The organism is Sanguibacter biliveldensis, from assembly GCF_033798665.1.
Classification (GTDB): domain Bacteria; phylum Actinomycetota; class Actinomycetes; order Actinomycetales; family Cellulomonadaceae; genus Sanguibacter; species Sanguibacter inulinus.
In genome coordinates, this window is the sequence record NZ_CP138359.1 from 2,262,885 (window position 1) to 2,281,373 (window position 18,489).

Below are 18,489 nucleotides of genomic sequence, written 5' to 3' on the forward strand. Positions count from 1 at the left end.
ATGGCGGGCATGACCACCTACGCCGTGACCTACGTCTACACCGACGACTCTGCTGCCCGCGACACGCACCGCCCGGCGCACCGTGCCTTCCTCGGCGGTCTGTATGCCGCGGGGATCTTGCTCGCGTCGGGTCCGGTCTCCGACGACGACATGCAGGGTGCGCTGCTCATCCTCACGGGTGCGTCTGCTGAGGCCGTCAGCTCGATCCTCGACGCCGACCCCTTCCACCAGCAGCAGCTCGTCGCGGCTCGTGCAGTCACCGAGTGGACAGTCGTCTTCGGGCCCTGGGCGGACTGACGCTCCATCGGCCTCTCGGCCCACAGGTCCGACGCAGCGTCGATGGCGCTCGGTCTGCCGCATGCCAGGTCGCGGCCGGCCTGACATGCCTCCCGTCGCGCCCGACGTGACACACCTCTGGTGGAACTCGGCCCGGCGCTCCTCGTCCCTCGGTCCTCCCGGCAGGCACTCCCCCTCAGACGCAAGAAGACGCGGCCACCCCGTCGGGGGTGGCCGCGTCTTCGTCTGTCATGGGCGTGTCCGCCGACCTCTGTCACGCGCGAGGAGGTCAGGCCGTGGCGGCCTGCATCTGCCGGAGCTCCTTCTTCAGGCCCGAGACCTCGTCGCGGAGGCGGGCCGCGAGCTCGAACTGCAGCTCGGCCGCAGCAGCGTGCATCTGCTCGTCGAGCTCCTGGATGAGGCCGACAAGATCACCGGCAGCAGCGACAGCGAGCCTGTTGCCGGACGCACCCTCCTTCGGGCCGCCCGGGACAGGCGCCGAACCCTTGGCGGGCTTGCGGTATCCGCCCTCGAGCAGCTCGCGGGTGTCGATGTCCTCGCGGGCGAGCATGTCCGTGACATCGCTGATCTTCTTGCGCAGCGGGGTCGGGTCGATCCCGTGCTCGAGGTTGTACGCGACCTGCTTCTCGCGGCGGCGGTCGGTCTCCTCGAGGGCCATGGCCATCGACGGCGTCACGGTGTCCGCGTACATGTGCACCTGGCCCGAGACGTTACGAGCCGCACGACCGATGGTCTGGATGAGCGAGGTCGCGGACCGCAGGAAGCCCTCTTTGTCGGCGTCGAGGATCGCCACGAGCGAGACCTCAGGGAGGTCGAGGCCTTCACGGAGCAGGTTGATGCCGACCAGGACGTCGTACTCCCCCATCCGGAGCTCACGCAGCAGCTCGACGCGTCGCAGCGTGTCGACCTCGGAGTGCAGGTACCTGACTCGCACGCCCTTGTCGAGGAAGTAGTCGGTGAGGTCTTCGGCCATCTTCTTGGTCAGCGTGGTGACCAGGACGCGCTCGTCCTTCTCCGCGCGGACGCGGATCTCCTCGAGGAGGTCGTCGATCTGCCCCTTGGTCGGCTTGACGATCACCTGGGGGTCGATGAGTCCCGTCGGACGGATGATCTGCTCGACGAAGCCGTCAGCCATCGACAGCTCGTACTTGCCGGGGGTCGCCGAGAGGTAGACGGTCTGGCCGATGCGGTCGACGAACTCCTCCCAGCGCAGCGGACGGTTGTCCATCGCGCTCGGCAGTCGGAAGCCGTGGTCGACGAGGTTGCGCTTGCGCGACATGTCACCCTCGTACATCGCGCCGATCTGCGGGACCGTCACGTGGGACTCGTCGATGACGAGCAAGAAGTCTTCGGGGAAGTAGTCGAGCAGCGTGTGCGGGGCCGTGCCCGGACCACGACCGTCGATGTGCCGCGAGTAGTTCTCGATACCTGAGCAGCTGCCGATCTCGCGCATCATCTCGATGTCGTAGGTGGTGCGCATCCGCAGGCGCTGCGCCTCGAGCAGCTTGTTCTGGGCCTCCATCGTCGCGAGACGCTCTTCGAGCTCGGTCTCGATCGATGCGATGGCCTTCTCCATGCGCTCTGGACCGGCGACGTAGTGCGTGGCCGGGAAGAGGTGGATGGAGGTCTCGTTGCGCACGACGTCACCGGTCAGCGGGTGCAGCGTCTGGATCGCCTCGATCTCGTCGCCGAAGAACTCGATGCGGATCGCGAGCTCTTCGTACACCGGGATGATCTCGACGGTGTCCCCACGGACGCGGAAGGTGCCACGGGTGAAGGCCATGTCGTTGCGGGTGTACTGCATGGTGACGAACTTGCGCAGCAGGGTGTCGCGGTCGACCTGGTCGCCGACGTCGAGCCGGACCATGCGGTCCACGTACTCCTGCGGGGTACCCAGACCGTAGATGCACGACACCGACGCGACGACGATCACGTCGCGCCGCGTGAGCAGGTTGCTCGTCGCCGAGTGGCGCAGGCGCTCGACCTCGTCGTTGATCGAGCTGTCCTTCTCGATGAAGGTGTCCGTCTGCGCGATGTACGCCTCGGGCTGGTAGTAGTCGTAGTACGACACGAAATACTCGACGGCGTTGTTCGGCAAGAGCTCGCGGAACTCTGTCGCGAGCTGCGCGGCGAGGGTCTTGTTCGGCGCCATGACGAGCGTCGGACGCTGCAGCTTCTCGATGAGCCAGGCCGTGGTCGCGGACTTTCCGGTACCCGTGGCACCGAGGAGCACGACGTCCTTCTCACCGCCCTGGATACGCTCTGCGAGCTCAGCGATCGCCGTCGGCTGGTCCCCCGACGGGGTGTACTCGGAGATCACCTCGAAGGGTGCCACTGTCCGCTGGAGATCTGTCACAGGTCGCATGGAACAACCGTACGACCAGCCACCGACAACGCCCACCGGGACGAGCGTGCCGGTGGCCACAGCGCCAGAGCAGCAGCGTCAGGGGACGGGCACCTCTGCCTCGACCTCGTCCTGGAGCCGCCGCCACAGGGCGTCGACGGCAGCGCGCAGCTGCGACACGTCACCGGCCCCGGGCAGCACCACGTCGGCAGCTGCGAGGCGCGCCTCGTCCGTCGCCTGCGACGCGACCCGGCGACGGGCCTCGGGCAGGTCCAGGCCCCGCTTCTCGACGAGCCTGCGGATCCTCAGGTCGGCCGGGGCGTCGACCACGACCACCACGTGGAAGGTCTCCTGCTGCCCTGTCTCGACGAGCAGGGGAATGTCGTGGACCACCACGGCGTTGGCATCTGCGGTGGCCACGGCAGCCTCGCGCTCTGCGGACAGCCGCGCCACCTCCGGGTGGATGATCGAGCTCAGCAGGTCCAGCCGCGCACGGTCGCCGAAGACGATGTGACCGAGCGCCGGCCTGTCGAGCGAGCCGTCCTCGAGCAGCACCTCCGGGCCGAAGGCCTCGACCACCCGGTCGAGCCCGACAGTCCCTGGCTCGACGACCTCGCGGGCGAGCACGTCGTGGTCGATCACGACTGCGCCGAGCTCCGCGAAGCGCGTCGAGGCGACCGACTTGCCGGCGGCGATCCCGCCGGTCAGACCTATCCTGATCATCTCGTCCCTCTCGTCGCACGGCCGGCGAGGACGGCGCCCTGGGCGCCGTACCGTCCGGTGCCCGGTGCACGGGCGTCGGCCCAACGTATCGCGTCCGCCGTGCCCACGGCGCGCCGAGCCGCGACAGGTCGCGGCGAGCAGCACGACCACACAGCACGTCGAAGGGAGCACATCGTGTCGATGCACGCAGGAGGTGGAGGCGGCGGCGGACAGCTCCGCTCGTTCCGCCAGGAACGCGGTATCACCCAGCACCGGCTCGCCGACGGCACGGTCCGGCGCGTGCTGGCCTTCGCCCGCCCGTACAAGCGGCAGCTCACGGTGTTCCTCGTGCTCATCGCGATCGACGCCCTCATCGGGGCGGCCACGCCGCTCGTCTTCAAGGCGATCATCGACGACGGGATCACCCCGGGCCGGCGAGACGTCGTGCTGTGGCTCGCAGGACTCGTCGCTGTCCTGGCTCTCGCCTCGGGGGCGCTGACGATGGCGCAGCGCTGGTTGTCCTCGCGGATCGGCGAAGGACTCATCCTCGACCTGCGGATCGCGGTCTTCGACCACGTCCAGCAGATGCCCCTCGCCTTCTTCTCCCGCACCCGGACCGGTGCCCTCGTCCAGCGCCTCAACGGTGACGTGCTGGGCGCCCAGCAGGCCTTCACCTCGACGCTGTCGAACGTCTTCTCGAACACCCTGACCGTCGTCTTCGTGCTCGCCGCGATGTTCTCGATGTCCTGGCAGCTCACAGCCCTGTCCCTGGTGCTGCTGCCCGCCTTCATCCTGCCGGCCCGGTGGATCGGACCACGGCTGGCGCGGCTGACACGGGAGTCCTACGAGATCAACGCGGACACCTCGCAGACCATGAACGAACGCTTCAACGTCGCGGGCGCACACCTGGCCAAGACCTACGGTCGTCCGGCCGACGAGTCACGCAGGTTCGCGCACGACGCCGGCCGCGCCCGAGACATCGGCGTCAAGCTCGCCATGTACTCGACCTACTTCCGCGTGGGCCTGACGACGGTCGCCGCCCTCGCGGTCGCGGTCGTCTACGGCGTCGGTGGGCTCAGCGCGATCAGCGGCGGGCTCACGGTCGGGGTCGTCGTCGCACTCACCGCCTATCTCGGCCGGCTCTACGGGCCGCTCACCGCCCTGTCCAACGTCCAGGTCGACGTGATGACAGCGCTCGTGAGCTTCGAGCGGGTGCTCGAGGTCCTCGACCTCCAACCGAGCGTGACCGATGCGCAGGACGCGACAGACCTGCGCCTCGCGGTCGCCGAGCACGGAGCCAGCATCGAGCTGCGCGAAGTGACCTTCCGGTACCCGACGGCCGCCGAGGTCTCGCTCGCGTCGCTCGAGTCTGTCGCGACCCTCGTCAACGACCCGCAGTCCACGACGCTGAGCCACGTGAGCATCCGGGTCGAACCCGGCGAGATGGTCGCCCTCGTGGGCCCGTCGGGTGCTGGCAAGACCACGCTGTCTCAGCTGGTCACCCGCATGTACGACCCGACCGAGGGCACGATCGAGGTGGCTGGCCAGGACCTGCGGGGCGTGACGCTCGAGTCCCTGCGCGCGACTGTCGGCACGGTCCCCCAGGACTCGCACATGTTCCACGACACGATCGCCGGCAACCTGCGGTACGCCCGGCCGGACGCGACCGACGAGGAGATCGAGGAGTCGCTGCGCGCCGCGCACATCTGGGACCTCGTGGAGTCCTTGCCCTCGGGTGTCGACACCGTGGTGGGCGACCGCGGGTACAGGCTGTCGGGCGGTGAGCGGCAGCGCCTCGCGATCGCGCGGCTGCTGCTCAAGGCACCGGACGTCGTCGTCCTCGACGAGGCGACAGCACACCTCGACTCGGAGTCCGAGGCAGCCGTCCAGCGTGCGCTGAGCGCAGCCCTGGTCGGCCGGACCTCGGTGGTCATCGCGCACAGGTTGTCGACCATCCGTGAGGCGGACAGGATCGTCGTCCTCGACGAGGGGCGCGTGGTCGCCCAGGGCACGCACACCGAGCTGCTCGAGGCCGGCGGTCTCTACGCCGACCTCTACCACACCCAGTTCGCCGAGGCCGTGAGCGGTCTGAGCGACCCAGCCTGACAGAAGCTCCGGCTCGAGCCGGGTCGGGCCCCGGTCTCTCCGGACCGGGGCCCGACCCGGCTCCCCGTTACCAGGGCACAGTCCCGCCCCCAGGTCGTCCAGACGATGACGAAGTCGTCCCTCAATGACGAGGTCGCACGGACACGACAGAAGCACGGCTCGCTGCCCGTACTCTGGCGTGTCCGTGCGACCTCGCCGCCACAGGTGCGACCTCGTGGACACTGGCGGACGGCGGAGAACCGCCCCTGGCCAGGGCACAGCAGAGGCCGGCCACCCGAAGGTGACCGGCCTCTGCTGTCAGTGCTGAGCCGTCTCAGGGCCGAGGCCCCGGGTCAGATCAGTTACCGGTGAGCTTCTCGCGGAGTGCGGCGAGAGCCTCGTCCGAGGCGAGCGTGCCGCCACCGGAGGTGGGCTCGGCAGCCGGAGCCGACGAGTACGTGCTGGCCGAGGAAGAGCTCGAGCCAGAGTCGGTGTCGCCCGACTCAGCGGCCTCGAGGTCAGCCTTGACGGCCTCGGCGACCTGCTTGCGGTGCGACTCCCAGCGCTCGTGCGCCTTGGCGTACTGGCCTTCCCAGACCTCACGCTGCGACTCGAAGCCCTCGAGCCACTCGTTCGTCTCGGGGTCGAAGCCCTCCGGGTACTTGTAGTTCCCGGCCTCGTCGTACTCGGCAGCCATGCCGTACAGAGCGGGGTCGAAGTCGTCCGACTCCGGGTCCACGCCCTCGTTGGCCTGCTTCAGCGACAGCGAGATGCGGCGACGCTCGAGGTCGATGTCGATGACCTTGACGAAGACGTCGTCGCCGACGTTGACGACCTGCTCGGGCAGCTCGACGTGGCGGACAGCCAGCTCCGAGATGTGCACGAGGCCCTCGATGCCGTCCTCGACGCGCACGAACGCGCCGAAGGGGACGAGCTTGGTGACCTTACCCGGCACGACCTGACCGATGGCGTGCGTACGGGCGAAGGTCTGCCACGGGTCTTCCTGCGTCGCCTTGAGCGACAGGGAGACACGCTCGCGGTCGAAGTCGACGTCGAGGACCTCGACGGTGACTTCCTGACCGACCTCGACGACCTCGCCCGGGTGGTCGATGTGCTTCCAGGACAGCTCGGAGACGTGGACGAGACCGTCGACGCCGCCGAGGTCCACGAAGGCACCGAAGTTGACGATCGAGGAGACGACACCGGGGCGCACCTGGCCCTTCTGCAGCGTCTGCAGGAAGGTGGAGCGAACCTCGGACTGCGTCTGCTCGAGCCAGGCACGGCGCGACAGGACCACGTTGTTGCGGTTCTTGTCGAGCTCGATGATCTTGGCCTCGATCTCCTTGCCGACGTACGGCTGGAGGTCGCGGACGCGACGCATCTCGACGAGCGAGGCGGGGAGGAAGCCACGAAGACCGATGTCGAGGATGAGGCCACCCTTGACGACCTCGATGACGGTGCCGGTGACGACGCCGTCCTCTTCCTTGATCTTCTCGATCGTGCCCCAGGCGCGCTCGTACTGTGCGCGCTTCTTGGACAGGATCAGACGGCCTTCCTTGTCCTCCTTCTGGAGGACGAGCGCCTCGACGACGTCGCCCACCTGGACGACCTCTCCGGGGTCCACGTCGTGCTTGATGGACAGCTCGCGGGAGGGGATGACGCCTTCGGTCTTGTAACCGATGTCGAGGAGGACCTCGTCACGGTCGACCTTGACGATGGTGCCTTCGACAATGTCACCGTCGTTGAAGTACTTGATGGTGGCGTCGATGGCTGCAAGGAAGTCTTCTGCAGTGCCGATGTCGTTGATGGCGACCTGCGGGGCGGACTTCGCGGGGGTAGAGATGGTCATTGAGTCAGGTGCTCCGATGCGGACAGGAAGTAGTTCGGATAGGGATGCTGCGTGTTCGTGCGCGAGGGCACGGGACATGGTGCTCAGTACTGCGAGATGGTGCAGGTGCAACAGGCTGGTGGTGCGTGTCGTGCGCAGCGCCTGCGTGCCGACCCCTTCGTCGCGACGACAGACGAGAGCCTCTGAGAGCTTCTTGACCGTTCCGGGACGAGCGGGCGCGACCGTACTGCACCGCCATATACCTTACCGGCGCGGCGGTGTGTGGGTCAACGTGGGCGCGCGGGCGACGACGGGCCCCTGATCAGGGCAGACCCGTCGTCGCCCGCGCGGGCGTGCTGGTCTCTCAGGCGAGGACCCGGGCGACCCGCAGCAGGTCGTCGGGGACGTGCTTGACCTTGCCGGCGATCTCCTCGAGGGGCACGAGGACGACCTCTTCGTTGCGCAGGGCCGTCATGACGTTCGTCTCGCCGCGGCTCACGGCGTCGACGGCCGCGACACCGAAGCGGCTGCCGAGGATCCGGTCGGTCGGCGTCGGGGTCCCGCCACGCTGCACGTGACCGAGGATCGTCAGTCGCGTGTCGAAGCCTGTCCGGGTCGCGATCTCGTTCGCGACGCGCTCACCGATGGCGCCGGCGACGATCTCGCCGAACTTGCCCAGCTGTGCCTCGTACTGCATCGAGCTGCCCTCCTTGGGCAGCGCGCCCTCGGCGACCACGACGATCGAGAAGTTCGCGTGCGAGCGGTGACGGTGCTTGAGGAACTTGACGATGCGGTCCATGTCGAAGGGCTCTTCGGGGGCGAGCACGAGCTCGGCGCCTCCGGCGATCCCGGCGTTCACGGCGATCCATCCGGCGTGGCGGCCCATGACCTCGACCACCATGACGCGGTTGTGGCTCTCCGCGGTCGTGTGGATGCGGTCGATCGCCTCGGTCGCGATGTTGACGGCGGTGTGGAAGCCGATCGACAGGTCGGTCCCGGCGACGTCGTTGTCGATGGTCTTGGGGATCGCGACGATCTTGATGCCCTGCTCGGCGACCTTGTTGGCCGCGTGGAGCGTCCCGTCACCACCGATGCAGATGAGCGCCTCGATCCGCTCGGCCTCGAGCGTCGCCATCACGCCGTCGAGACCGCCGTCTGCCGAGTGCGGGTGGTACCGCGCGGTGCCCAGCAGCGTCCCGCCCTGGGGAAGGACGTTGCGGATGTCCTCACGGGACATGGTCCGGACGTCGCCGTCGACGACACCCTTCCACCCGTTGCGGAAGCCGATGATGGTGTGCCCGTACTCCCCCAGCCCCTGCTTGACGACCGCACGGATCGCAGCGTTGAGCCCTGGGCAGTCGCCACCGCCGGTGAGCAGACCGATTCTCATTCAAACTCCCTCAAGAAGTGTCAGGTGAGCAGCGTCGTCGCGTGGTCCAGAACTGGACCCTCGACCTCAACCCTACAGAGCCCCTCCGCTGGTCCGAGCCGCCATTGGTCCCATCCGGAGGGACAGGTGTCGCTCTGCTGACCACACCCCCGCAGAGGACAGGCCGCACGCGAGGGGCGCCCCGCCCGGCAGGCCCGCTGCGAGCCCAGCAGCGTGTCGCGCGGCGGGTTGACCAGCATCTTCGTCGGCAGACCGGCGCGCTCGCCCACCGAGAGGTCGGCCAGCCGAGCGACCCGATGCCTCAGACTGGTCCCGTGACGAACGACAGAGCGCTGCGCGCCGGCTACCAGGACGTGCCCGACGAATCAGCCGGGGCTGCGAGCCGCGGCTGGTGGGACGAGAACGCGACGGAATACCTCGACGAGCACGGCGAATTTCTCGGCGCCGACGACTTCTGCTGGTGCCCGGAAGGACTCCGGGAGAAGGACGCGCACCTGCTCGGGCCTCTCGAGTCGCTGCGCGGTGCCCAGGTGCTCGAGATCGGCTCTGGTGCGGCGCAGTGCGGCAGGTGGCTCACCCGCCAGGGAGCGCGGGTCGTCTCGACCGACGTCTCCCACGGGATGCTGCGGGAGAGCCTGCGGATCGATGCTGCGCAGGGGACGCACGTCCCGGTCCTCCAGGTCGACGCCCGGGTCCTGCCCTTTGCCGACGCGAGCTTCGACGTGGTCTTCAGCGCCTACGGTGCGATCCCCTTCGTCCCCGACGCCCTGGCCGTGCACGCCGAGGTCGCGCGCGTGCTGCGGCCCGGCGGACGGTGGGTGTTCTCCGTGACGCACCCCGTCCGCTGGGCCTTCCCCGACGACCCGACCGAGCGCGGGCTCACGGCTCAGCGGTCATACTTCGACCGCAGGCCGTACGCCGAGCGGGACGAGAGCGGGACCGTCACCTACGCCGAGTACCACCGGACGCTCGGTGACCACGTCCGTGAGATCACGGCCGCGGGGCTCCAGCTCGTCGACGTGGTCGAGCCGGAGTGGCCCGAGGGGCACGACCAGACCTGGGGAGGATGGAGCCCGACCCGCGGACGCCTCCTCCCCGGGACGGCGATCTTCAGCGCGCGCACGCCGGGCTGAGCGTCCACGTCGGCCCGGGGTGCGAGCCTGCCCGCACGAGCTGTCGTCAGTGTCCGGCGTCGTGCCAGCTGGACCCCGTGCCGACCGACACGTCGAGCGGGACGCGCAGGTCGGCCGCCGATCCCATCTGCTCGCGGACGAGGGCGGTGAGCTCCTCGAGCTCGCCGTGGCCGACCTCGAGGATGAGCTCGTCGTGGACCTGGAGCAGCAGGCGGGACTTCAGCCCGCGGACCGCGATCTCCTTCTCGACCCCGAGCATCGCGACCTTGATGATGTCGGCTGCGCTGCCCTGGATCGGCGCGTTGAGGGCCATGCGCTCGGCCATCTCCCGGCGCTGACGGTTGTCGCTCGTGAGGTCGGGCAGGTAGCGGCGGCGCCCCATGATCGTGGCCGTGTACCCGTTAGCACGCGCCTCGTCGACAACTCCGGCGAGGTACGTCCGCACACCACCGAAGCGCGTGAAGTAGTCCTCCATGAGCTTGGAGGCCTCTTTCACGTCGATGTTCAGCTGGTTAGACAGGCCGAAGGACGAGAGCCCGTAGGCGAGGCCGTAGGACATCGCCTTGATCTTCGAGCGCATGGCCGGTGTCACGGCTGAGGTCTCGACCTGGAAGACGCGCGAGCCCACGTAGTTGTGCAGGTCTTCGCCGGTCCGGAAGGCCTCGATGAGGCCCTCGTCGCCCGAGAGGTGCGCCATGATGCGCATCTCGATCTGCGAGTAGTCGGCAGTCAGCAGGGTCTCGTACCCGTCACCGACCACGAAGGCGCGACGGATGCGGCGCCCGGCCTCGGTGCGGATCGGGATGTTCTGCAGGTTCGGCTCGGTCGAGCTGAGTCGACCCGTCGCCGCGATGGTCTGCTGGAAGGTCGTGTGGATGCGCCCGTCGTCCGCGACAGACTTGAGCAGACCCTCGACCGTCTGGCGCAGCCGGGTCGAGTCCCGGTGCTCGAGCAAGAACTTGAGGAAGGGGTGCTCGGTCTTGACGAAGAGGTCCGCCAGCGCCGCCGCGTCGGTCGTGTACCCCGTCTTGATCTTCTTGGTCTTAGGCATCTCGAGCTGCTCGAAGAGCACCTCCTGGAGCTGCTTGGGCGACCCGAGGTTCACCTCGCGCCCGATCACCTCGTAAGCCGCTCCGGCGGCCCCGGCCACGAGCTCACCGAAGTGCTGCTCGAGCTCGCGGAGGTAGTCGACATCCATCGCGATCCCGTGACGCTCCATGTGCACGAGCACCGCCGAGAGCGGGAGCTCTAGGTCGGTCAGCAGGGACTCGGCGCTGCGGTCGCCGAGCTCGCCGCGCAGGACCTCGGCGAGATCGGTCAACGCAGCAGCACGGACGGCGAGACGCCCGCCCTCGCTGTCTTCGCCGACGGCGAGGTCGAGCGCACCCTGGTCGCCGTTCGACGTGTCGAGCGGTGTCAGCTCGCGGTGCAGGTGACGCTCGGCGAGGTCGCCGAGGTCATAGCTGCGCTGGTCGGGGAAGCAGAGGTAGGCGGCGAGCTCGGTGTCGAAGACGACCCCCTCGAGGGAGTATCCCCGAGACGCGAGCTCGTGCCAGACGGACTTGCCGCCGTGCACGACCTTGGGCCGGGTGGGGTCGGAGAGCCAGTCGCTGAGCGCACGGTCATCGTCGTCCGAGAGGTCGGTCAGGTCGAGGGCGACAGCCGAGGCGGGTCCGTCGGCGACTGCCAGCGCCCAGGCGTCTCCGCCTGCGGGGACGGGTCGTCCGGCCACGTCGAGCCCGAGCGGACGCTGGTCGTGCTCGGCGAACCAGGCCTCGAGCAGTCCCGGAGCGAGGTCCTCGAGGGTGACGTCGACCGACGGGCCGACGTTCTCGTCGTCGTCTGCCGCAGGGTGCATCGCGAAGAGACGCTCGCGGAGCGTCCGGAACTGGAGCGCGTCGAAGACCGTGCTCATGGCCTCGCGGTCCCACGGCTGGACCTTGAGGTCGTCCGGGCCGAAAGGCAGCTCGACGTCGGTCAGCAGGTGGTTGAGCTGGCGGTTGAGACGGACCACGTCGAGGTTGTCGCGCAGGGACTCCCCAGCCTTGCCCTTGATCTCGTCGGAGCGGTCGAGGATCTGCTCTAGGCTGCCGAACTGGTTGATCCACTTCGCGGCCGTCTTCGGGCCGACGCCCGGGACACCCGGGAGGTTGTCGCTCGTCTCGCCGACGAGGGCGGCGAGCTCGGGGTACTGGTGGGGCTCGACGCCGTACTTGGTGCGGACGGCCTCCGGGGTCATCCGGGCGAGCTCGGACACACCCTTGACCGGGTACAGCACGGTGACGTTCTCGTTGACGAACTGGAGGGAGTCACGGTCGCCCGAGCAGACGAGCACCTCCATGCCGAGCGCGTCGGCCTGCGAGGACAGGGTCGCGAGGATGTCGTCGGCCTCGAAGTTGTCCTTCTCGAGGTGCGGCACGTGCATCGCCTCGAGGACCTCTTTGATGAGGGGCACCTGCCCCTTGAAGGGTTCGGGCGTCGCGTCGCGGGTGCCCTTATAGCTGGGCAGCGCCTCGGTGCGGAAGGTGGTCGAGCCAGCGTCGAAGGCGACGGCCACGTGCGTGGGTTCTTCGACGCGCAGCAGCGTCGCGAGCATCGAGATGAACCCGTGGACGGCATTCGTGTGCTGGCCAGAGGTGGTGGAGAACTTGTCCACCGGCAGGGCGAAGAATGCCCTGTAGGCCATCGAGTGGCCATCGATCAGCAGGAGTCTGGGTCGCGAAGTGTCGGTCACACCTGCAAACCTATCTCCCATGACCGACAACGACACCACGCAGGGCGACGCCACAGTCGCCTCCCCCGTCATCGCCGACCTCGTCCGCGGGACGCTCATCGAGAGGATGGGGATCGAGCTGCTGGAGATCGGTGCTCAGCGCACCGTGGGCACCATGCCCGTCGAGGGCAACACCCAGCCCGCAGGGCTGCTGCACGGGGGTGCGAGCGTCGTCCTCGCTGAGACTCTCGGGTCGCTCGCGGCCCAGGCGCACGCGGGCGAGGGGCGCACGGTGGTGGGGATCGAGGTGGGTGCGACGCACCACTCGGCGGCACGGTCCGGGATCGTCACGGGGATCGCGACGCCGCTCCACCTGGGGCGGACGACAGCGAGCTACGAGATCGTCGTGACCGACGACCGGGGCAGGCGGACCTGCACGGCGCGGCTAACCTGCCTGGTGCTCGTGCCGACGGTCTGAGGACTCGACGAGGTCGTCCGCTGCGGCGGCCTCGTCGGTCGCCGACGGCTCTTCCGGGGCCTTGTCGAGCGACAGGCTCGCCTGGAAGCTGCGCAGGTCGAGCGGACCGCTGTTCGTCTCGATGCGCGCGCGGCGACGCCGGGCGATGAGGTCTTCGATGCTGCGGACCTGGTGGCGGCGGCCGGCGCTCTCGGCGGCGAGCTTGCGCTGCAGCACGGCCGTGGTGACGACACGGTGCGATGCTGCGGGCGCGAAGCCGAGCCTGGCGAGGAAGCGCTGCACACCTCGGGAACCAGGGAGCGGCACGGAGTAGACGTCGAGAGCACCGACCGACGCGGCGAGGTCGCCGGCCGCCGTGAGCAGCGCGTGCCCCACCCCGCGACGACGGAAGTCCTGCGACACGTAGAGCGCCTCGATGTACACCGACGTGACGTCGCTGAACAGGCTCGGCTCGATGATGCGCACGAGCATGAACCCGACGGGCTGCCCCTCGATCACGGCGACCTTGATACGACCACCCGGCAGACCCGTGAGGGTCGCGAGCTGCCGTGTCAGACGCTCTTCGTCGTTGACGCAGAGCTGGACACCCGTACCAGCCTCGTGCCGTGCGGAGACGCTCAGCCTCGCCAGGACCGGGAGGTCCGACGCGACGGCGGGCCGGACATCGACCAGTGCACGCATGGGCAAGGCTCCTCGAGAGGGGGTGGACGCTTCGACCTAGCGTGCCCCTGCTGACCCGTGCGGGTCAACAGCGGGCAGTGTGAGATCAGATCAGTTGTCGCCGACCTGGTCGATGACGGCGTCGGCGACCTCACGCATGGTGAGGCGACGGTCCATCGACGTCTTCTGGATCCAGCGGAAGGACTCCGGCTCGCTCAGGCCCATCTTCGACATGAGCAGACCCTTGGCGCGGTCGACACGCTTACGCGTCTCGAAGCGCTCGGCGAGGTCGGCGACCTCAGCCTCGAGGGCGCTGATCTGCGAGTAGCGCGAGATCGCGATCTCGACAGCAGGCAGCAGGTCTGCGGGGCTGAAGGGCTTGACGACGTAGGCCATCGCCCCGGCGTCGCGGGCACGCTCGACCAGCTCGGTCTGCGAGAACGCCGTGAGCAGGACGACGGGCGCGACGTGCGCCTTGCCGATGCGCTCGGCTGCCGAGATGCCGTCGAGCTCGGGCATCTTGACGTCCATCACGACGACGTCGGGCTTGAGCTCGAGGGCCAGCCTGACGGCGGTCTCACCGTCGCCGGCCTCGCCGACGACGTCGAAGCCAGCCTCGCGGAGCGTCTCGACGACGTCCATGCGGATGAGGGCCTCGTCCTCGGCGACGACGGCACGGCGCACCTTGCGCGCCGGGGGTGCTGCGGGCTCTTCCTCGGGGGTCTCGACCGGCTCCAGGAGAGGCGGGAGGTCCAGAGGCAGCATGCTCTTCTTCTCTTCGTTGTCCGTCACGGGTTCATCCTAGTCGGTCGGGACCTGGGCGGTGAGCATCTGCGCACGTCGTCTGTGCCACACCTACCGTCCGGTCGGGTTCGCGCCGCGGACCGCTCCCCTCCTCTGGGTCGTCGGGCCTGGTCCACCTCGAGAGGTCGGTGCGGGTCCCCAGGCGCCCGCCACCGGATGCCCGCACCGACCCCTGTCTGTGGTTTCATAGTCGGGCACTGCCAGCAAGCACCAGGCCCCGGTAGCCCAACCGGCAGAGGCGTTCGGCTCAAACCCGATCCAGTGTGGGTTCGAATCCCACCCGGGGCACCAGCTCTTCCCGCGACCATCGGCGGTCTCCCCGCACGACGCGCCGCACGTCGCGGTGCGTCCGCGGTCGAGGTGCGGCACGCCCGCGCTCCTCACCCTGCCGACGGCACAGCCACGGCCTCCGTCCGAGCTCAGACCGGGTGTGCCCACAGGCCACGAGCACAGCGCACGCAGACCGGCGCCTCCGAGGATCAGACCGGCCGACCCAGCCTCTCCGCATCCTGGCGAGGAGCACTCACGGCGGCGACGACGAGCGCGACGGCGGCGAACCCTGCTGCGACCCAGAAGACCGAGGTGGGTCCGGCTCGGTCGTAGACCTGACCGCCCCCGAGCGCCCCCAGGGCGATGCTCGCGTTGAAGACCGCGACCCACAGCGCTGACGTCAGCTCGCGGTCGGCTGGCGCGGCGGCCGCCATCCAGGACTGCGTGCTGACCGACACGCCTCCGTAGGACAGACCCCACACCCCGACGAGCGCTGCGACGACGACCAGAGACCAGGTCCCCGCCAGCGGGAGGACGACGAGCGTCGCGGCGATCCCGAGCGCGAGGACGGCGCACACGGGCTTGGGCACCCTGACGGCCACGGGGCCGACGACGAAGGTACCGACGACACCCAGGACCCCGTAGACCACGAGCATGGTGCCGATCTGAGAGCCGTCCAGCCCGACGAGGCGCTCGAGCGCAGGACGGACGTAGGTGTAGGCGGCGAAGTGGGCTGTCACGAGGAAGGCCGTGAGCACGAGACCGGACGCGACGCCTCGCCTGCGCAGGACCGAGGAGACGCGACCCAGGGGAGGACGCGCCTCTGGGCGCATCGGTGGGAGCACGACGACCATCGCGGCCGAGACGAGGGCGGCAGCTGCGGCGAGACCCCAGAACGAGGCCCGCCATCCCATGACTCCGCCGACGAAGGTCCCGACGGGCACGCCGAGGACAGAGGCCACGGCGATCCCGCTGAAGACGAGCGTGGTGGCCGCCCCGACCGACCGTCGCTCGATAAGCTGCGGTGCGAGGCTGGCCGCGAGCGCCCAGACAGCTCCCATCCCTGCTCCGAGCACGATGCGCGCGCAGGCGACGACGGCGAAGGTCGGGGCGACGGCGGTGAGCGCGTTGGCCAGCGCGACGAGCGCCATCAGGACGACGAGGACGGTCTTACGGTCGGACCGTCCCGCCACGGCAGGGACGAAGGGCGCGGTGGCAGCGGCGACCAGACCGGTGATGGTCAGGGAGAGACCGACAGTTCCTCCGCTCACCTGCAGAGAGGAACCCATGGGGGTGAGGAGCCCGACGGGCATCATCTCAGCAGCGACGACGACGAAGGTCGAGGCAGCTACGAGGAGCACCGCGGCCCAGCGGTTCTCGGTGTCGCGGGGCGAAGAGGCTGGAAAGCCAGATCTGGGTGAGGAGGGCTGTGCCCGGTGTGCATGGTCCATGGATCCAGCAGACCGGAGAAGGGCACGGGCCATCTACGGGCGATCACTCATACACTCATGAGCCCACCTCATCGATCGAGCAGGGTGAGTGTCCGTGCGACGTGAGGAGAGAGTCGATGGCAGAGCTTCCGGTACGCGAGATCGAGTGCTTCATCGTGCTCGCGGAAGAGCTGCACTTCGGTCGCACCGGAGAGCGGCTCTTCGTCTCGCAGAGCCGGGTCAGCCAGCTCGTCAGCGCGTTCGAGCGCCGGATCGGTGCGCGGCTGGTGGAGCGCACGAGCCGGAGGGTCGAGCTCACGCCTCTCGGGGTGGACCTCTACGCCTCGCTCGAGCCAGCCCATCGTGCACTCGTGACGGTCTTGGACGACGCACGGCTGCGAGCGCGCGGTACACCGCGGCGGCTCCGGGTCGGTTTCCAGGGCGCGATCTACCCGGCGCTCGCCGCGGTGCTGGCCCAGCTCGGGCGGGACGACCCACAGCGCGCCGTGAGCACCCACGAGCTGCCCCTGGGGGACCCCTTCACCCAGGTGCTGGCCGGGAGCATCGATGCAGCGATCGTGCTGCTGCCTGTCGACGAACCCGAGCTCGTCACCGGTGCGGTCTTCTCGCGCAGGCCTCCCGTGCTCGCCGTCTCGAAGAGTCACCGCTTCGCGGCCCTGGACACCGTCTCGGTCGAGAGGCTGGCCGAGATCACGACAGTCCCTGTGACCGGGGCGGCCCCCAGGTACTGGTTGGACGTGCACGCTCCGACGTCGACCCCCGGAGGCAGGGCGATCCCGACGACCGCAGGGGCGGGCACGATCCAAGAGGGCCTCTCGGAGGTCGCGTCGGCGCAGGTCGGGCTGGTCGTGTGCGCAGCCACAGCCGAGTACAGCCAGCGCCCAGACGTGGCCTTCGTCCCGCTCACAGGTCTGCCCGACTCAGCCCTAGGGCTCGTGTGGCGCGCCGACAGGGACTCTGACGAGCTCCGACGGCTCGCCGAGGCTGTCCGGGGTGCAGACGACCACGTCGTCGACGCCGACCACGGCACCCCGGCCGCGGCGCACCACCAGGAGCACCCGGTCGGTCCCCGGATGGCGGTAGTCGGCGATCTTCTCGTCAAGCACGCCGAGCGCTAGGGTCCTGCCCGGACCGGAGATATCCCGTTGACCGGGCTCGAGACAGACGGCAGTGTGCTGCCGTGCTCTGACTCACCCAGAGACCATCCAGGCAAGGCCACGACCCAGGAGGCGCAGTGCCCGGTCCCGATCGCGGTCCCCTCCTCTACGCATGGCGTGGAGCGTTCACCGACCCAGAGCTCAGCAGCCTGCACGCCGAGGGCTTCGGCCATCAGCTCGAGCAGACGGGCTGGAACCACCAGCTCGACAGCAACAGCCTGGGCTGGGTCACCGCTCGTGACGATCGAGGGCTGGTCGGCTTCGTCGCCATCGCCTGGGACGGACGTGCCCACGCCTTCGTCGAGGACACTCTCGTCGCAGTGCGTTCCCGTCGGCAGGGCGTGGGTGTCCACCTGATCGAGGTCGCGCGTGACCACGCCGCCCGCGCAGGCTGCGAATGGCTCCACGTCGACTTCGAAGAGCACCTGAAGAGCTTCTACCTCGACGCCTGCGGCTTCGTCCCGACCGACGCCGGCCTCATGAGGCTCTCGGGAGGCGCGGCCCAGGTCGGTTCGACCTCGTCCACCCCTCTGAGCCCCTCGGGCCCAGGCCCCCGCACCGGCCACCCCTCCCCCGGGCACGAACGCCTCTGGGACGAGCCGACCGGGCAGGATGGCCAGATGGAACAGCTCCGTTCGCTCATCGCACGTCGGACCGTCCGCTCGTTCCTGGACGAGGACGTCCCGGTGAGCGTGGTCAGGCAGCTGGTGGACCAGGCGAGGTGGACAGGTTCGGCGCGCAACCGGCAGCCGTGGCGATTCGTGGCGGTCTACGACCAGGCCACCCGGGCAGGGCTGGCGGGGCTCGGTGCGTACGCCGCACACCTCGCCACGGCGCCGGTCGTCGTGGTCCTGCTGAGCCCGCGCGAACGCCACCTCGACACCGAGTTCGACGCCGGGAGGATCGCCCAGTCCCTGACCCTCGCCGCCGCCTCGGCAGGGCTCGGAAGCTGCGTCACCAGCCTCTACCCCGAGGAGAACGCCGACACCGCGGCGACCGTCGTCGGCGCTGAGCCTGGCTGGAGCGCCCGACATGCCGTTGCCCTCGGTCGCCCGGACTCGTCGTCACCTGTCGGGCGTCTCGCCATACCGACCGGGCGCCGATCCACCGACGAGCTGCTCAGCATCCGCTGACCCAGGCGAGACGCGTCCCCTGAGCACGCCCGTCTCCGCCCGGA

At 69.1% G+C, this 18,489-nt stretch carries 14 protein-coding genes and 1 tRNA gene; 7 read left to right on the forward strand and 8 right to left on the reverse strand.

Going from position 1 to position 18,489, the window contains the following annotated elements; all coding sequences use genetic code 11:
• Entirely contained in the window at positions 1 to 297 is a 297-nt protein-coding gene (locus SANBI_RS09875) for a YciI family protein (protein WP_319154581.1), read from the forward strand.
• 268 nt (positions 298 to 565) lie between these two features.
• Here the strand turns inward: SANBI_RS09875 and uvrB are convergent, their stop codons facing one another.
• On the reverse strand, positions 566 to 2,662 hold the full coding sequence (gene uvrB, locus SANBI_RS09880) for an excinuclease ABC subunit UvrB (protein WP_056133326.1): 2,097 nt from the start codon (positions 2,660 to 2,662) through the stop codon (positions 566 to 568).
• Between the two features lie 78 nt (positions 2,663 to 2,740).
• Entirely contained in the window at positions 2,741 to 3,364 is a 624-nt protein-coding gene (gene coaE / locus SANBI_RS09885; protein WP_056133329.1) for a dephospho-CoA kinase, read from the reverse strand.
• 180 nt (positions 3,365 to 3,544) lie between these two features.
• On the opposite strand from coaE, the gene SANBI_RS09890 reads away from it, so the two are divergent.
• Positions 3,545 to 5,449, forward strand: coding sequence for an ABC transporter ATP-binding protein (locus tag SANBI_RS09890; protein ID WP_319161245.1), 1,905 nt, complete (start codon positions 3,545 to 3,547; stop codon positions 5,447 to 5,449).
• Positions 5,450 to 5,786: 337 nt separating this feature from the next.
• On the opposite strand, the gene rpsA is transcribed toward SANBI_RS09890, so the two are convergent.
• Positions 5,787 to 7,277, reverse strand: a complete 1,491-nt coding sequence (rpsA, locus tag SANBI_RS09895) for a 30S ribosomal protein S1 (protein ID WP_056133331.1) — start codon at positions 7,275 to 7,277, stop codon at positions 5,787 to 5,789.
• Between the two features lie 343 nt (positions 7,278 to 7,620).
• Positions 7,621 to 8,646, reverse strand: a complete 1,026-nt coding sequence (locus SANBI_RS09900) for a 6-phosphofructokinase (protein ID WP_319154587.1) — start codon at positions 8,644 to 8,646, stop codon at positions 7,621 to 7,623.
• Positions 8,647 to 8,942: 296 nt separating this feature from the next.
• Between SANBI_RS09900 and SANBI_RS09905 the strand changes: the two genes are divergently transcribed.
• Positions 8,943 to 9,779, forward strand: a complete 837-nt coding sequence (locus SANBI_RS09905) for a class I SAM-dependent methyltransferase (RefSeq protein ID WP_319154589.1) — start codon at positions 8,943 to 8,945, stop codon at positions 9,777 to 9,779.
• 46 nt (positions 9,780 to 9,825) lie between these two features.
• Here SANBI_RS09905 and polA read toward each other — a convergent pair whose 3' ends face one another.
• Entirely contained in the window at positions 9,826 to 12,534 is a 2,709-nt protein-coding gene (gene polA, locus SANBI_RS09910) for a DNA polymerase I (RefSeq protein WP_319154591.1), read from the reverse strand.
• Between polA and SANBI_RS09915 the strand changes: the two genes are divergently transcribed.
• Positions 12,533 to 12,970: a hotdog fold thioesterase gene (locus tag SANBI_RS09915; protein WP_319154593.1), complete on the forward strand. Its 438-nt coding sequence runs from the start codon at positions 12,533 to 12,535 to the stop codon at positions 12,968 to 12,970. The two genes, polA and SANBI_RS09915, sit on opposite strands and share 2 nt — an antisense overlap.
• Here SANBI_RS09915 and SANBI_RS09920 read toward each other — a convergent pair.
• Positions 12,938 to 13,651 (reverse strand): GNAT family N-acetyltransferase, encoded by a 714-nt coding sequence (locus SANBI_RS09920; RefSeq protein ID WP_319154595.1) that lies wholly within the window; start codon positions 13,649 to 13,651, stop codon positions 12,938 to 12,940. The two genes, SANBI_RS09915 and SANBI_RS09920, sit on opposite strands and share 33 nt — an antisense overlap.
• 90 nt (positions 13,652 to 13,741) lie before the next feature.
• Positions 13,742 to 14,395, reverse strand: a complete 654-nt coding sequence (locus SANBI_RS09925) for an ANTAR domain-containing response regulator (RefSeq protein WP_042439004.1) — start codon at positions 14,393 to 14,395, stop codon at positions 13,742 to 13,744.
• Positions 14,396 to 14,648: 253 nt separating this feature from the next.
• Between SANBI_RS09925 and SANBI_RS09930 the strand changes: the two genes are divergently transcribed.
• Positions 14,649 to 14,725, forward strand: a tRNA-Leu gene (locus tag SANBI_RS09930).
• Positions 14,726 to 14,913: 188 nt separating this feature from the next.
• Here the strand turns inward: SANBI_RS09930 and SANBI_RS09935 are convergent.
• The gene (locus SANBI_RS09935; RefSeq protein WP_319154597.1) at positions 14,914 to 16,065 is read right to left on the reverse strand and encodes an MFS transporter; all 1,152 of its coding nucleotides are present in this window, start codon (positions 16,063 to 16,065) and stop codon (positions 14,914 to 14,916) included.
• A gap of 206 nt (positions 16,066 to 16,271) precedes the next feature.
• Here SANBI_RS09935 and SANBI_RS09940 point away from each other — a divergent pair, with 206 nt between their 5' ends.
• Both SANBI_RS09940 and SANBI_RS09945 read left to right on the forward strand, forming a co-directional pair.
• Entirely contained in the window at positions 16,272 to 17,273 is a 1,002-nt protein-coding gene (locus tag SANBI_RS09940) for a LysR family transcriptional regulator (protein WP_319154599.1), read from the forward strand.
• A gap of 116 nt (positions 17,274 to 17,389) precedes the next feature.
• Positions 17,390 to 18,445 (forward strand): GNAT family N-acetyltransferase, encoded by a 1,056-nt coding sequence (locus SANBI_RS09945; protein WP_319154602.1) that lies wholly within the window; start codon positions 17,390 to 17,392, stop codon positions 18,443 to 18,445.
• Positions 18,446 to 18,489: the final 44 nt, after the last annotated feature.

Excerpts from the sequence above, each read along its gene's own strand:
- uvrB (WP_056133326.1), bottom strand. The coding sequence starts at position 2,662 with ATGCGACCTGTGACAGATCTCCAGCGGACAGTGGCACCCTTCGAGGTG.
- SANBI_RS09875 (WP_319154581.1), top strand. The coding sequence starts at position 1 with ATGGCGGGCATGACCACCTACGCCGTGACCTACGTCTACACCGACGAC.
- SANBI_RS09940 (WP_319154599.1), top strand. The coding sequence starts at position 16,272 with ATGGCAGAGCTTCCGGTACGCGAGATCGAGTGCTTCATCGTGCTCGCG.
- SANBI_RS09915 (WP_319154593.1), top strand. The coding sequence starts at position 12,533 with ATGACCGACAACGACACCACGCAGGGCGACGCCACAGTCGCCTCCCCC.
- rpsA (WP_056133331.1), bottom strand. The coding sequence starts at position 7,277 with ATGACCATCTCTACCCCCGCGAAGTCCGCCCCGCAGGTCGCCATCAAC.
- SANBI_RS09905 (WP_319154589.1), top strand. The coding sequence starts at position 8,943 with ATGCCTCAGACTGGTCCCGTGACGAACGACAGAGCGCTGCGCGCCGGC.
- SANBI_RS09920 (WP_319154595.1), bottom strand. The coding sequence starts at position 13,651 with ATGCGTGCACTGGTCGATGTCCGGCCCGCCGTCGCGTCGGACCTCCCG.
- SANBI_RS09890 (WP_319161245.1), top strand. The coding sequence starts at position 3,545 with ATGCACGCAGGAGGTGGAGGCGGCGGCGGACAGCTCCGCTCGTTCCGC.
- SANBI_RS09925 (WP_042439004.1), bottom strand. The coding sequence starts at position 14,395 with ATGCTGCCTCTGGACCTCCCGCCTCTCCTGGAGCCGGTCGAGACCCCC.
- SANBI_RS09900 (WP_319154587.1), bottom strand. The coding sequence starts at position 8,646 with ATGAGAATCGGTCTGCTCACCGGCGGTGGCGACTGCCCAGGGCTCAAC.
- polA (WP_319154591.1), bottom strand. The coding sequence starts at position 12,534 with ATGGGAGATAGGTTTGCAGGTGTGACCGACACTTCGCGACCCAGACTC.
- coaE (WP_056133329.1), bottom strand. The coding sequence starts at position 3,364 with ATGATCAGGATAGGTCTGACCGGCGGGATCGCCGCCGGCAAGTCGGTC.